This is a genomic window from Bacillus sp. CH140a_4T, assembly GCF_008923725.1.
GTDB lineage: Bacteria > Bacillota > Bacilli > Bacillales > Bacillaceae_G > Bacillus_A.
In genome coordinates this window covers 295,143-309,856 of record NZ_WBPF01000016.1, presented here as the reverse complement: position 1 = coordinate 309,856, position 14,714 = coordinate 295,143, and the positions used below count along the sequence as shown (strand labels likewise).

12 protein-coding genes are annotated in these 14,714 nt (G+C 37.2%); 3 read left to right on the top strand and 9 right to left on the bottom strand.

Annotated features, from left to right (window positions below):
- Window positions 1-70: 70 nt before the first annotated feature.
- On the bottom strand, window positions 71-643 hold the full coding sequence (locus tag F8162_RS17035) for a TetR/AcrR family transcriptional regulator (RefSeq protein ID WP_000963378.1): 573 nt from the start codon (window positions 641-643) through the stop codon (window positions 71-73).
- 326 nt (window positions 644-969) lie between these two features.
- Between F8162_RS17035 and F8162_RS17030 the strand changes: the two genes are divergently transcribed.
- On the top strand, window positions 970-1,824 hold the full coding sequence (locus tag F8162_RS17030) for a hypothetical protein (RefSeq protein ID WP_151631379.1): 855 nt from the start codon (window positions 970-972) through the stop codon (window positions 1,822-1,824).
- A gap of 60 nt (window positions 1,825-1,884) precedes the next feature.
- Here F8162_RS17030 and F8162_RS17025 read toward each other — a convergent pair whose 3' ends face one another.
- Together F8162_RS17025 and F8162_RS17020 are read right to left on the bottom strand one after the other, a co-directional pair.
- Window positions 1,885-2,178: a hypothetical protein gene (locus F8162_RS17025; protein WP_151631380.1), complete on the bottom strand. Its 294-nt coding sequence runs from the start codon at window positions 2,176-2,178 to the stop codon at window positions 1,885-1,887.
- Window positions 2,179-2,281: 103 nt separating this feature from the next.
- A complete protein-coding gene (locus F8162_RS17020; protein WP_151631381.1) occupies window positions 2,282-4,648 on the bottom strand; it encodes a DUF6359 domain-containing protein in 2,367 nt (788 codons plus the stop codon).
- Between the two features lie 241 nt (window positions 4,649-4,889).
- Between F8162_RS17020 and F8162_RS17015 the strand changes: the two genes are divergently transcribed.
- The gene (locus F8162_RS17015) at window positions 4,890-6,242 is read left to right on the top strand and encodes a DUF4026 domain-containing protein (protein ID WP_151631382.1); all 1,353 of its coding nucleotides are present in this window, start codon (window positions 4,890-4,892) and stop codon (window positions 6,240-6,242) included.
- Window positions 6,243-6,281: 39 nt separating this feature from the next.
- Here F8162_RS17015 and hemY read toward each other — a convergent pair whose 3' ends face one another.
- From hemY to F8162_RS16995, 4 genes are all read right to left on the bottom strand, one after another.
- A complete protein-coding gene (gene hemY, locus F8162_RS17010) occupies window positions 6,282-7,703 on the bottom strand; it encodes a protoporphyrinogen oxidase (RefSeq protein WP_151631383.1) in 1,422 nt (473 codons plus the stop codon).
- Between the two features lie 19 nt (window positions 7,704-7,722).
- Complete coding sequence (gene hemH / locus F8162_RS17005; RefSeq protein ID WP_144613384.1) at window positions 7,723-8,658, bottom strand: ferrochelatase; 936 nt, start codon at window positions 8,656-8,658, stop codon at window positions 7,723-7,725.
- Window positions 8,659-8,672: 14 nt separating this feature from the next.
- The gene (hemE, locus tag F8162_RS17000) at window positions 8,673-9,719 is read right to left on the bottom strand and encodes a uroporphyrinogen decarboxylase (RefSeq protein ID WP_151631384.1); all 1,047 of its coding nucleotides are present in this window, start codon (window positions 9,717-9,719) and stop codon (window positions 8,673-8,675) included.
- A 177-nt stretch (window positions 9,720-9,896) separates the two neighbouring features.
- Entirely contained in the window at window positions 9,897-12,014 is a 2,118-nt protein-coding gene (locus tag F8162_RS16995) for a transglycosylase domain-containing protein (RefSeq protein ID WP_151631385.1), read from the bottom strand.
- A gap of 128 nt (window positions 12,015-12,142) precedes the next feature.
- On the opposite strand from F8162_RS16995, the gene hmoB reads away from it, so the two are divergent.
- Window positions 12,143-12,646, top strand: a complete 504-nt coding sequence (gene hmoB / locus F8162_RS16990; RefSeq protein WP_002150035.1) for a heme-degrading monooxygenase HmoB — start codon at window positions 12,143-12,145, stop codon at window positions 12,644-12,646.
- A 158-nt stretch (window positions 12,647-12,804) separates the two neighbouring features.
- Here hmoB and F8162_RS16985 read toward each other — a convergent pair whose 3' ends face one another.
- Both F8162_RS16985 and F8162_RS16980 read right to left on the bottom strand, forming a co-directional pair.
- Window positions 12,805-14,223, bottom strand: a complete 1,419-nt coding sequence (locus F8162_RS16985) for a PH domain-containing protein (RefSeq protein WP_151631386.1) — start codon at window positions 14,221-14,223, stop codon at window positions 12,805-12,807.
- Window positions 14,216-14,692 carry a PH domain-containing protein gene (locus tag F8162_RS16980; RefSeq protein WP_001182711.1) on the bottom strand — a complete coding sequence of 159 codons (477 nt, stop codon included), beginning with the start codon at window positions 14,690-14,692 and terminating at the stop codon, window positions 14,216-14,218. Before F8162_RS16980 ends, F8162_RS16985 begins: the two co-directional genes overlap by 8 nt.
- Window positions 14,693-14,714: the final 22 nt, after the last annotated feature.

The window sequence follows — 14,714 nt, the reverse complement described above, 5'->3', positions numbered from 1 at the left end:
CTCCTCCTTAAATTAAATATATGACCATTTTGTTCATTCGGTCATATTTTATAATAATAAAAGGATTATCTTAGTTTGACAATCCTTTTAATAAATAAAGTTCAAATAATTCTGCGATTTTTTCTTTTTCTAGCGGTTCATGATTTTTTTCCCAATCAAAAATAAGCGATACGTATAAGCGAAGCATAATAAATGCTGTAATTTCTGGATCACATTTGCTAATTTCACCTTTTTCAATCGCAATCTTTAAATACGATTGAATGACAGAAACGATTTCCACATCTACTTGTTGCATCACTTCTTGTACTTCTTTCGTTCCCATATCGCGCTCTTCTTGAATTAACTTAATCATGAGCTGATGTTCTTTTCTGAATTCTAATATGCTATATAATGCTCTATGTACATTTTCAAAAAATGAAACATCTGAACGAATTGCATTTTCTGCAACTTGCTTCATTTCTGTAATTAAATTAGAAATAATTTCACCAAATAGCTCTTCTTTATTTTTGAAAAAAGTATAAATCGTTCCTTTTCCTACATTCGCTAACTTTGCTACTTGATCCATTGTTGTTGCTTTATAGCCGAACGCTGAAAAAGACTTTGTTGCAGCTTCAATAATAGAACGTTTTCGATCTATCGCCACATCGTCACCTCCAAAAATGACCAATTGGATAATATAGTCAATCAGTACATCTTTGATATTACCACACGCTTACATTGTATACAAGTTCTCTTTTTTATTATTTCCAGTATAAAAAAATTCCAGTCAAATTATATAATACTGTCATAGTGTATCAGAAGAAAAGCGAAAAAGAAAAGATGTTCTTAAGATGTGCAATTAAACCTTACTTAACGACAACAAATTTCCCCTTTTTCAAATAATCAAATAAAAAAACAAGAAAATCCTTACATTTAATAGTAATATAGAAAATAGACAAGTTTATTAAAATGGTGGAGGCTTTTTCAGTCATGATGCGTGCGCTTCGTTTAAATATAAAGCAAGCTTTTTGTAGTCGTATTTCTTTAATTATGATGCTTAGTGGATTCGTTCTTATTTGTATTTATCACTATTACTATGTCATTCGTTATTTAGGGGATGCAGCGAGTGGACCTATATCAACAGATATAAAATGGATCGGATTTCGCGACAATGAAATGGATGTTTATTTATTATTAATGCCTGTTATTGCGAGTTTCCCCTTTAGTACAAGTTACAATTCGGATAAGTCAGATGGTTTTAAACCGTTTGTTAGTAAGGGGATTTCTATATTTCCTTATTCAGTAACGAAATATATCGTTACGTTTTTTTGCGGAGGCTTTCTTTATACGCTTCCGTTCATATTATCATTATTATTTTGCAAATTAACCATTCCAGACGGAACACCTACGGCTGGTTCAGGCATCATAAATGATGATGGAATGTTCGCAAACCTATATTTAGATGCGCCTCTCACTTACATTACTGTATATATCGGAATTAATTTTTTATTTGCAGGTTTAATGGCCCTTTTAGGACTTGCTGCAGCTGTATGGTCACAAAAGGACTATATGGCAATTCTCTTTCCATTTGCAGTTGCCTCCATTCCGTACGTCCTGCTAAATACAATACTTCCTTCAATAGGCGGAGCACCTATTCATTTATATGATCCGAAACAACCATTGCAAGGCATGTCACCATACGTTTTAATGATGCAATGTGCTTTCTTCCTTTTCGTTAGCTTACTTATGTATATACAAGGAGTAAAGCGGGATAGAAAAAAATATAGAAGAAGACTACAAAAAAGAGAACGGTGTAGAAAAGCATTTCAAGTAATTTCAAACTAAATCGTTGAACGAATAAGAGCGTAATCCCCTAAGTTAGTTTAGGGGATTACGCTCTTATTATTATCCTCCCACTCCCCATAAAATAACGACCGCTGTAAAGTAAATCGCTTTAATACCTACAACTGAACATAATAAAATAATTGCATATTTACTTAGTTCTCTCCTTGCGCCTATTAAAGTAAAAATAACTGCTAAACTAAACGTTACATAGGAAGATGCTGTATATATTAAGTTATACGTAAGGTCTAAATTTTGAGTAAGTCCTGTTACATCAGCTACAAACTGAAACATGACGATCGTACTAAAAAAAATTGCAAGCTGATTTATTAATCTTCCACTTAACCATGCTTGCATCTTTAACCTCCTCGTTACAAAAACTGAATTTTTAATTAATTTTAACATGATTTTTACAGAAAAAGAACGCTCAGTATAGTTCTAAGCGTTCTTTTACAACGATTTAAGAAGCTTTCTTCAAATCAATTTGAGCAAGTACTGGGTCGTGATCACTTACACGTCCATGTTCTTTCATAATGTTTGAGTTTAAATGTACTGGATCTACAATTGTATATGGTGCGATGTTATTTGTTACTAAAATATGATCTAACACTTGTGCATTTCCTTCATGAATGTACGTGTAGCGGTTCTCTTTCGGCACTGTGTTTAACATATTTTTTAAGATTGTTCCTTCTAATGTTTTTAATGGTTTAGCGAACTCAAAATCGTTCATATCCCCTAACACAACAACTGGTGCATTCGTGTTCTTTTTCTGAATACCTTGTACGAAATTGTTTACTTCTTGTGCTAATTGAACTCGTTTTTCTTCACTCTTTAATACGAGCGGCTGCACTTTTCCAAATGGCGTTGCATCTCCTATTTTTGAGTTTAAGTGATTTGCAACGACAACAACGTTTTGTCCTTGGAATGTAAATTCTGCCGCAAGCGGTTTACGTGTACTTTCAAATAATGGGTTTTCGTCTCCAATGCGAACAACATTTTTATCAAGTAACTTCGGTACTGCTGCTAATTTCACGCGTGATGGGTTGTAGAAGAAACCAACGCGAATATTCGCTCCTGGTGCTCCCCCGTCTAGATTATTATGCGGAGCAATTTCTACATACTCATACTTTGGCCCGCGAATTTCTAGAACTGCATCAATGATACGTTTTGCGCTTAATGAAGCATCTGTTGTACCGTCATTAATTGATCCATTATTATCTTGCATTTCCTCTACACCGATAATATCTGGCATTTTTAAATTGTATTTAATAGAATACGCTAGCGCTTTTACTTTTTCATCTGTTGTTTCTTTTTTATTCGCCGAGAAGTTTTCAATGTTATATGTAGCAACTGTTAACTTATCAAGACGAGGCTGAATATTTGCGCCTACTTGCTTAAATCCACCGTCCACTACAGATGGTAATTCCGTTATTGGCGAAATACGGAACGAACCGTAATCATATCCGACTACCCCTGTTATATCTCCAGTAAAAGTATCTCCTACTTTTGCTACATAATCACGAGATACTTTTACAGAAAGACGTTCTGGGTTTAATTGATTTTCATCTAATACAGGTGTGCCATATTTCGTTACGACTTTATCTCCACCATTTTCTACTGTTACATATAAATTCCCGTTTTTCTGAGGTGCAATAATTTTTGGCGTTGGCATCGTAACGCGCATACCTTCAATACTTTCATAAAAGTCGATTGCATCTTCATTTGGATCAAATAAACCGAATGCATCATTATCAATAATTTGATCAGGGATTTTCACACCGTTTTCTCCAAGTACAATCGGTGCTGGTAAAGGTTGATCTTTTGCGATTACAGCAACGCGGCTCGCTTTAATTTCCGTCGTCGTTAAGTCTGTGTCAAATCTTTCTGCATATCCAGGCCCAACATATTCTTCTACTTCTCCATCAACTTGAATAAGATCTCCTACCGCTACATTCGCATCTTTTTTGTATACGTACATACCTTCTGAAGTAGCTGAATCATTATCCGGCTGGTTATCTTCAATATAAAAACCGTTTTTATCAAGCGCTGTTACAACGCCTTCCACATTGTATACTTTCTTCCCTTTGTAAGGAGAAATATGTGATTTACCTTGAATATCATGAATACGAACCTCTTCATTGTTTACGATAGTAAATGAAAATGTGGAAATTGCTGAAGAAGTAAGCCCTTCTTTCTCTGCAATTGCTTTAATCATACTATTTTTATTCACTATAATTTGTCCGTTATAACGAACGCTATTATTTGTAGGGTTAGAGCCATCTAACGTATAGTAGATTGTTGCTCCTTCTGTATTTGTTGTTAATGTTACCGCTGTGCCCTTCGCAACTTCTCCGCCACCAGGCGAAGCTACTACATCGCTAACACGGTTTTGTCCTTCCCCTTGAAACTTATGAGCTGTTACCGATTTTAAACCTGGGCTACTAAAATATAATTCAAGCGTCCCTGTTAAACTGACTTTCTTCCCGATATTTTCAGGATGATCTTTCACGTTTACTGCTGCTCTCACATCACCTTTTGGCAACTGAATTGGCATGATTTTGTCTGGATTCGTTTCATTTGGCGAATCCGCAATTGCTACGTTTGTATCATCAAACTTAGCCGGATCTTTCGTGTATTTAGAAGGACTTTGCGTATACCCAACGATATATCCTTCCACTATCCCCTTCGTTTTCCCTTGCTGCTTAAATACTTGAATTGCTTTTTCTACTGACATAGAAGTCGTTTCTTCTGCTTGTACTAAAGTTCCAGTAAATGAAAGCAATAGTATGAATGATAAAAAGACACTTAACAATTTCTTCACAGCCATTTCCCTCTCCCTATTTCATATTTTCTCAGCATTTCTATCATAACAAATGATTCGTTATATAGAACTACATTTCGACAAGTTTTACAAAAAATTTATTTAATTTACAAGCTTTCAAACTATAATACAAAATAATAATTTTACACCTTCTACGAATGCGCTCTATAATGTTAGAGAGAGAAAACAGAAAATATCGAAATTTCATTGGCATGTACAATGTATTCATTTGAATAGGAGTGATTGGATGGAAGTGCAAACAGAAACATACCGCGCAGCTATGAATGGAACATTAGAACGTCATTTTTCAGATATGATTGCTGTTATACCAACTAGAATTACGATTGAACAGTTAAAACAGCGCCTAGAAACGATCGCTACTAAAGTGGATGAATTAAAAATTGTTTACAGTGATGAGACAAGCCTTATTGTTGAGTTACATATGGATGAAAAAATCATACCGTATGAACTGCATATTGATGAGGCGAATGACCCAGAAGAATATAAAATATACAATAGACAAGATTCTACAATCATAGATCGTCATTTTGAAGATGCTGCTTATGGCACTGAAATTTTCACTCGTACGCTATTTGTAGGCGATGTGCTGGACTGCTTTTTCCAGCAGCTACAGTTTTTATGGCACCTCGCTCCAGACTTGTTATTTGTAATCGATTCAAGTGCAGCAATGAAAGTGATATCTAGAAGCTATATTGAATATCACGTTGAAAATGAATTATTACCTGACATTCCTGACTTGTACGTTATTCATTCTGTTTATGAAGACGATAAAGACGGTGAGCCTACACAATATTGGTTTCATACACATGGTCTTTCAAGAGCAGGTGTAACAGAAATAGAATTAATTATTCCAAATCGTATTTCTTCCTATTACGGCATTGGCGATCTTTTTCAAACATTTGCTAATAATGCCGTTGAGAATGGACAAGTCCCTATGAATGAGCCTATCGTTATCGCACATAGTCAGCAAGGTTCTATACATACAGTAGCTGTTCCATGGGAAAAGGGATTATCTTATATTGGGCATAAAACGAGTATGGATCAATTATCTTCAATCGAGGATGAAGAAGTGAAACTACAACCAATAGATGCACAAAACGTATTCTTAGGCGGGATGGATGACCGAGACGAATACCATCAATCTCCGTCCGTTCTCTTATTCAAATTTAATACTTCAGAAGAATATATTGAAAGTTTTTTCAAAGAACACGAGGAAGCTACTGGGCTTATGTTCTATAAAACAAATAGTGAAACCGATCGTATGGCTTACAATGCGAAGAATACTTTCGGGTATTTCAGCAACATTTTTCACATTGAACAATCGAATGAAGATTTTCGTTTCCTCGCTAAGTTTGGTGTCTCCTACGAAGAAGGAAAAAGTGAACATATGTGGTTTGAAATGCAAGAAATTACGGAAGATTTCATTCAAGGTATACTCATTAATGAACCATACTTTATAGAAAATATGAGCGAAGGAAATAGTTATCATTTAGATTTTGATAACTTAACAGAGTGGGTCATTTATGCGGGAGATGCCGTTATAAAGCCAAATAACTTATATATGTTTATCGGTGAATAAGTAACAAAACGCCTCCAATGTGATTGAAGGCGTTTCACTTTATTGTGCAATTAATTCCGTATCCATTACTTTCTCCAAATGAGAAAGTACACGCTTTGCGGCTTTCTCACCTTGATCAATACAGTCTGGAAGACCAGAACCAGCGTAAGAACTACCTGCCAAGTATATACCTGGCAACTCTTTTTCCATAAATGTTGTGAGTTTTTTCATTCGCTCGTCATGGCCTACTGTATATTGGGGCATCGCTTCTTTCCAGCGACTTACGACTGTAAATTCTGGATCCTCTGTAATATCCATCGTCTTTCGTAAGTCTTCTAGTACAAGCTGAACGAGTTCCTCTTCTGTTTGTTCTACAACTGCTTCATCACCAGGACGTCCAACGTAACAACGAAGAAGCGTTTTTCCTTCTGGCGCTGTATGTGGCCATTTTTTATGTGTCCACGTACATGCTGTAATTGTGTAATCACTATTTCTTGATACGACAAATCCTGTACCATCGATATCACGCTGAATGGCTGATTTCGGAAAAGCCATTGCCACATTCGCAACTGATGTGGACGGAATGTTACGGAAGAAACGAAACTGCTTGTACTGCGCGAACATAGATGGCAATACTTTATGTGAGCTTGCTACTACGACCGCGTCCGCTTCTATTTCTTTTCCGTTACTAAGAGCAATCGTATAACCATCACCCTGTTTTGCAATTTTTTCAATGCGAGTGCCCTTTATTATCGTACCTTCATGTATCTTCGCTTCGAGAGATTCTACTATAGATTCTAAACCTGTTTTCACTGTTTGGAAGATGCCCTTTTTCGGTTCAGATTTCTCTTTTTTCGGAGCGAGCGTTCGCATACCGAGTGAAATACTGCGATGTTTCTGCTCAATTTGATACATTTGCGGGAATGTTGACATTAAGCTCATTTCATCGATATCCCCTGCATAAATACCCGATAGTAGTGGTTCTATTAAATTTTCAACCACTTCGTTGCCGAGTCGATGTCTGAAAAAATGCCCGAGTGATTGGTCAGATACTGGCTTTGATCTCGGCATTAACAGATCAAAACCAGCTCTTAGCTTACCAATTGGGGAGAACAGCCTGGAAAATAGAAACGGCGTAATTTGCGTTGGAATTCCCATCATTGATCCGCTCGGCATTTTATGTAACCGATTGTTTACGAGGATAAATGATTGACCGGCCTTATTGTTTACAAGTTCATCGCCAAGACCTAATTCTTTCGTTAATCTTGCTGCACTTTCTTTTCGTGCTAAGAAAGAATCCGGTCCGCGTTCAATTGTAAATCCATCTTTTCGAACGGTTTGAATTTTCCCGCCAAGTTTACCCGATGCTTCTATCAGTAATGTATCGATCGACAAGTTCTTGTCATGAATTTCTTTTTGCAAGTTATACATTGTTGTTAATCCTGTGATGCCACCGCCGATGATTACAACTTTTTTCCTCAAGCAGGCTCCCCCTTTCTTTTTACATTACAGATTCTTTTTTCTTTAATACAACATCTGTTAAGCAATCAATAAATGCGTCAGATGCATTTGGCATTTCTGGACGATAATATTTCGCGCCAATTTCATCTGTTACAACTTTACACTCAAAGTCGTTGTCATATAAAACTTCTAAATGTTCCGCAACAAATCCAACTGGTGCGTATACGAATGAAGTATAACCGTACTTTTCATTTAATTCTCTCGTTAAATCTTGTACATCTGGACCAATCCAAGGGTCTGGTGTGTTTCCTGCACTTTGCCAACCTACTGCATAGTTTGCTACTTCAGCACCTCTTGCGATATAGTCAGCTGTTTCATTTAATTGATCTGGATATGGATCGCCAAGTGCAATAATTTTTTCTGGTAAGCTATGTGCAGATACGATTAATACTGCTTTTTCACGCTCTGCTTCTGCCATACCGTTATATATACCTTTCACTGCATCGACCCAGTACTGGATGAATTTCGGTTCTTTATACCAGCTATCAATGCCGTGAATTGTTAAGTTTCCAAGTTTCTCCGCTTCTTCTTGTGCTCGTCCTACATACGATTTCACGCTAAATGTAGAATAGTGCGGTGCAAGAACAAGTGCGATTGCATCTTGTATACCGTCGTTATGCATATCTTTCACTGCATCTTCAATGAACGGTTCGATATGTTTTAAGCCAAGATACATATGGTACTCTACTTCATCTTGTACTTCATTTAAACGCTGTTCTAACTTTTTAGCTTGCTCTAATGTAATAGTAGCTAAAGGAGAAATACCACCAATTGCACGGTAACGCTCTGTTAAATCTTCTAGCATTTCAGGACTTGGCTTTCTTCCTCTACGAATATGTGTATAGTAACGTTCAATATCTTCTTCTTTATATGGCGTTCCGTATGCCATTACAAGCAAACCAATTTTCTTTTTCATACAGCAATGCTCCTTTACTTCGCTAACTGCCCTTTAGAGTATTCATGAATAAATGTAGTTAAACGTTTTAATGTATCTGGATTTACTTCCGGGAATACACCGTGTCCTAAGTTAAAGATATAACCTGGCTCTTTCATCCCTTGATCTAAAATACCTTTTACATGTTCTTCAATAACAGACCATGGTGCAAGTAAGAATGAAGGGTCCATATTACCTTGTACCGCCTTATGAATGCCGCGTGCGCGTGCCTCTTCAATCGGTAAGCGCCAATCTAAGCCTACTACATCAAGCGGTAAGTCGTGCCATTCATTTACTAAATGTGCAGCTCCTACGCCGTGCATAATCATTGGAACACCCACCTTACGAACTTCTGCAAAAATACGCTCCATTGCTGGTTTAATAAATACGCGGTAATCTGCTACATTTACTGTTCCAACCCAAGAATCGAAAATTTGAACTGCTTTTGCTCCTGCGTTAATTTGCGCTTTTAAATATGTAATAACCATATCTGCTAACTTATCCATTAAAGCGAACCAAGCTTTCGGCTCTGCATACATGAACGCTTTCGTATTATGGTAATTACGAGATGGACCGCCTTCAATCATATAGCTCGCTAATGTAAATGGAGCTCCCGAAAAACCGATTAACGGTACGTCTAGCATTTCCGTCGTTAATAAACGAATCGTATCTAATATGTACGGTACGTCATCTTCTGGATTGATTTCCCCTAGTTTTTCTACGTCTTGTAAAGAACGAATTGGATTATCAATAACTGGGCCAATACCTGATTTAATTTCTACGTCCACACCAATTGCAGGTAGTGGTGACATAATATCTTTATACAGAATTGCTGCGTCTACGTTATATTGATCAACAGGCAACTTTGTAACGTAAGCACATAACTCTGGATTATGTGTAATTTCAAATAAAGAATACTTTTCTTTTATCTTTCTATATTCCGGCTGCGAACGACCTGCTTGACGCATATACCATGCTGGTACATAATCAGTACGTTCCCCCCTACATGCTTTTAAAAATGTCTCATTTATAGTTCTTACCAAGACCCTTGCTCCCTTCCTTACCAATGCTTCGAATACGTTCGATATTTATCTTTTTTTACTATACAGCTTGTAAAAACAAAATGCATAACATTATGTACGTTGTTCATTAAATTGACACAAACATTCTTAAAAACGCTTACTATTTTCACAACATTCTTATTATAACACAGAGAAAAACTATGGTTTAGCTACTTTTGACTTTTCTCCTTCGCGATTCGTTTGTGTGTTATATGGCACAACGTAAAAACTCGGTTTTGAAAAGATGTTAACGAACTTTTCCTCATATTCCCCGGCACCATTTACAGTGCCCACATGCGTATGGACTCCATTTTCCACTCTATAAATGCGATACATAATTCTATCATCCGGAAGTGGTGTCCAGCTTAATTTCGCTTTAAATAAACCGAAAGGGCTAAACGCTAATTTCATTTTCACATCTTCAATTTTGTGCAGACGAATCGGAGCGCCAATTGTTTCCACACCTTCTGGCTTCATAAACTGCTCTTTCTGTTCTACATTTGCCTTCGTTAAAATTTTCTTAAACAATTTCGTTGCTGACGCACTTTCTCCTTGCAACTGATGCTCTTTATCCGTACGGTCATAACCAATCCAAACAGCGCCTACTAAATTTGGCGTATAGCCAACGAACCACATATCTCTCGCTCCATTTTCGTCATTTGGCAATGAAGTTGTACCTGTTTTTCCAGCTAATGCCCCGTTATATACACCGGCTTTTGCTGTCCCTTCCTTTACAACTCCTTCAAGCATTTTCGTCATATACCAAGCCGTTTGTTTCGAGAAAATGTTCGTTTCTACTTTTGGCGATTCTCCAATAACTGCGCCGTGTCTATTTAACACTTTATCAATAACGTGCGGCTCAATAATATCACCATTTGCTAAAAATGCACGATACATTTTCACAAGATCAAATGTTGAAACACCATTTTTCAATCCTCCAAGTGCTGTACTTAAACCAGCATCAGCAATATGAACATTACCTTTCTCTAAATATTGCTTCCCTTCTTCAACCCCTAATTCATTTAATAAAGAAACTGCCGGTACGTTTGCTGATTCTAAAATTGCATCGTACATCGTCATTTCTTTCGAATACTCATGATTATAATTTCGAGGTTCATATCCTTCAAAAGAATGTCTTTCATTCGTTAATAAAGAATACGGATTATACTTTTTCGTTTCGAGTGCTGGTGCATAGACGATAAGTGGTTTTAGCACAGAACCGGGTTGTCTTTTTGCGAAAACACGATTGAACCCTCTCGGGACATACTTCCTTCCGCCGATCGCAGCTTTAATTCCGCCCGTACGATTATCCATTAATAAAAACGCACCTTGCGCCCCCTCTTCTTTCCCAGGGAAATTCCTTGCATCTTGAAACTGGTTATATGCTACCTTTTGAATCTTTTCATCCATCGGCACGACAAATGTATATCCTCCGCGAAGTACTTCTTGATGAGACAATCCGTATAAATGTGCGGCTTCATCTATGACCATATCAATATACGGCATATATGCGAGCTCATTTTCGTCTAAGTTTTTATATAAAGCAATTGTTTTTCCTTGATAACGTACGCTGTCTTCGGCAGTCAAATAGCCTTGTTTATGCATAAGCGACAATACGAGATCACGGCGCTCCTTACTTTTCTCTGGGGAAAAATAAGGTGAATATCCGTTTGGCGACTTCGGAAGACCTGCAAGCATAGCGCCCTCTTCTACTGTTAAATCTTCTACATTTTTATTAAAATACAACTTTGCTGCAGCTTGAATACCGTAAGCCCCATGCCCAAAATAAATATGATTCATATACATTTCAAGAATTTGTTGCTTCGTATATTTTTGTTCTAATTGAAGAGAAATTGCGACTTCCTTCAACTTACGCGTAACTGTTTTTTCACGAGTTAAAAAAACATTTTTAGCGAGTTGCTGCGTAATGGTACTACCGCCTTCTACCTTTTCTCCAGCTAACGTATCTTTATAAAGAGCACGGAATATAGAGGGGTAATCAATTCCTTGATGCTTATAAAAACGAGAATCCTCTACCGCAACAAACGCCTGCTGCACGTATTTCGGAATTTGCTCGATTGGTACGAGGTCTCTATTTTCTACGTATAATTTCGTAATTTCTTTCCCTCTCTGGTCAACGATACGTGATGAAGAGTGGAAAACGAGCTGCTTTTCATCCATCATATAGCCACCAGCTAACACGATAAGTTTATAAAGTACAATCGCTAATACGAGCGTTGCTAACCCAGCTAATAAAGTCCACTTTACTTTCTTCATACATCGGCCTTCTTTCCAAATGATGGTACATTTATTATTTGAAAAAGAAGTATCTTTATGTATATAATCTTCGAAGTTTTTTACGAGAGTTGATATAATAGAAACAAACAATTAAAGGGGGCATTAAAATGAAGGCTATTATTTCATACGAAACACCTCTAGAACAAGCACATTTCACTGCAAAAAATAATGAAAAAGATATGTTTTATAAAGAAAATACAGAAGAATCTGTAGAAGGTTCTCTTCAGTATGACGTACTAGACGCTGTAGGAGAATTTAAAGGACAACCTGGCTACATCGTTTGTAACAACATTTCTGTAACAGACGAAGGTCGCCCAGTATTTGAAAATCGTTTTAAAAACCGCGCAGGCCTTATCGAAAACGAACCTGGTTTCCAAGCAATCCGCGTTCTACGTCCATTAAGTAACGATACATATGTCATCTTAACGATGTGGGAAACGGAGCAGAACTTTAAAGACTGGACAGAATCACGTTCATTCGAAAACGCTCATAAAAAACGCCCTGCACAAGCAGAAGGACAAGCTCAAGCTCAGGCTCATCCACATGCAGAGCAGCAAAAAAGTATTTTCTCTCGTCCGTCATTTGTAACTACTTTTGATGTGTTAGTTTAATTTTCTGAGTTCGGAGTTGACGGTACATGAAATTATACCGGCGATTTTCCGAATATATCAGCGCAACTCGAAATATATCGGCGCAACTCAAATTATATCAGCGATTTTTGAGATATATCGACTTATCGACAAATTACGACGCGAAAAAGGAAACACCATTACTTACCGGTGTTTCCTTTTTCTTTATACCAATTATATATACGAAGCGCGTTTTCTTTTCGCATATGCTTCACTTTATACCTATGCCCCGCTACCGATACGACAGCTGTACATAGCTCGTCTTTCTTTTGAAAATGCGACTGGCTGTATCCTACTGCTTGAACATGCCTTCTTCGCATGATCCCCGTATATTTCGCGAGTCCTCGGTACACCATGACTAACTGATTGTCTCGTATCATATATCCACCACTTGTATACCGGGCGTATGCAAGTAACGTAAATATCATAAATAGCGGTATTAATGTGAATAACGCAACATTTTGTTTAAAATATATACTCACGCCGATAATCGGCACAGCAAGCACGGCACTTGTAATCCAGCCCATTATTACGTAACGACGTAATGCAGCCTTCGGTAAATGAACGATTTTCTCTTCCATTTCATACGGCAACTGCAAATATGTAAGTAACTGCTGGACATCTTTCTTTTTCATAAAGGGATGTAACATCACTTCATTCCCTGCCGCTTCTACACTTTGAATGACTTCCACCTCGACAGAACAATAACCGAATGGCTGGCGGAGAATTCCCTCTTTCACAGTAATCGCTTGAATGCGGTGTAGTTTTAAAACAAACTCTTTCTTATCAAATAACCCTTGCACGGTACGAACTTTATTTCCGTTTCGCTCTATTTTAAAGTTCGCATATTTTAACGCATAACCAGCTGTCGAAACGACCCACGAAACCGCCATTAAAATCGCGGCCATAACGATTAATTCATATACACCGTTATCCATCACATATGCTTCCACTTTATTGATGAGCCATTCTGGTAGAAATTCATTAAACTCTGTGTAAAGGATGACTAACATAGAAAATACTAATCCAAATCTACCAGATGTAATAGATGCGAATAAAATTTCTTTCGCTGTTAATTGATAAACCGCCCGACTACCTTCTCCCGCAAGCTCATCTTCCCTCACAACGCTTCTCTCTTTATGTAATAAAGCAATCAGTTCCTTCGCTTCATCTTCTCTAATGCCAGTTAACATCACTTCTGGCTCACTACCGCCGCTCGCTACTTCTATGTTTAATTTCGTTAGTCCGAGCACTTGATAAATGATGTTAGAAGACGTACTAATATTTTGCACACGTTCTTTATTTAAGTAACTTTCTTTCTTCACGAACACACCGTACTTTATATGTACAATATTATTTTCAACCCAGTACACTTTGAAATACCATTTTATCGCTGAGAAAATTGCCATAATGAATAATATGGCCAAAAGAACAAGATGAAAGACATACCAAGGTTCTACTTGACCATCTGATTTAAATAGAACAAGAAGAATAAAAGGCAACAAAGTCGCAACTCGAATCCCTAATAAAATCGTGATCGGATGTTGCCTCTTATACATCCTCATCACTCACTTTCGCAAGTTCTCCAATTTGTCTTTTCAACTGCTCTGCTTCTTCTTTCGTTAAGCCTGGAATACTATGAGAAGTTGCCGCTGTTGAAATATGTAATTCTGCTAAATTATACTTTCTCATAATTGGGCCCTGTTCAATCGTTACGTGCTGCACGCGGATCATCGGAATGAGTACGCGCTTAACAACGAACATTCCCTTTTGTATCTCAATCTCTTCTTCATTTAATCTGTAACTATAATAACGTTGACGTAAATTTGGAAACACAAAATAATCAAGCGGGATAAATGTAATAGCGCCTGTTACTAGCAAGCCAAACAACCAACCCCACCAATTAAAATTGATCATAAAAAAGAAATATGCAATTACGACTGCTAGTATAACTGCCGCCCCAATTAAAGCGTGAATTCGCCACACTTTCAGCATATTAGAATGAATCTCCCTTTCTAACGGCTGCATCTCATCACTCCAATTATATGAA

Excerpts from the sequence above, each read along its gene's own strand:
- F8162_RS17030 (WP_151631379.1), top strand. The coding sequence starts at position 970 with ATGATGCGTGCGCTTCGTTTAAATATAAAGCAAGCTTTTTGTAGTCGT.
- F8162_RS17025 (WP_151631380.1), bottom strand. The coding sequence starts at position 2,178 with ATGCAAGCATGGTTAAGTGGAAGATTAATAAATCAGCTTGCAATTTTT.
- F8162_RS17020 (WP_151631381.1), bottom strand. The coding sequence starts at position 4,648 with ATGGCTGTGAAGAAATTGTTAAGTGTCTTTTTATCATTCATACTATTG.
- F8162_RS17015 (WP_151631382.1), top strand. The coding sequence starts at position 4,890 with ATGGAAGTGCAAACAGAAACATACCGCGCAGCTATGAATGGAACATTA.
- hemH (WP_144613384.1), bottom strand. The coding sequence starts at position 8,658 with ATGAAAAAGAAAATTGGTTTGCTTGTAATGGCATACGGAACGCCATAT.
- F8162_RS16995 (WP_151631385.1), bottom strand. The coding sequence starts at position 12,014 with ATGAAGAAAGTAAAGTGGACTTTATTAGCTGGGTTAGCAACGCTCGTA.
- hmoB (WP_002150035.1), top strand. The coding sequence starts at position 12,143 with ATGAAGGCTATTATTTCATACGAAACACCTCTAGAACAAGCACATTTC.
- F8162_RS16985 (WP_151631386.1), bottom strand. The coding sequence starts at position 14,223 with ATGTATAAGAGGCAACATCCGATCACGATTTTATTAGGGATTCGAGTT.
- F8162_RS16980 (WP_001182711.1), bottom strand. The coding sequence starts at position 14,692 with ATGCAGCCGTTAGAAAGGGAGATTCATTCTAATATGCTGAAAGTGTGG.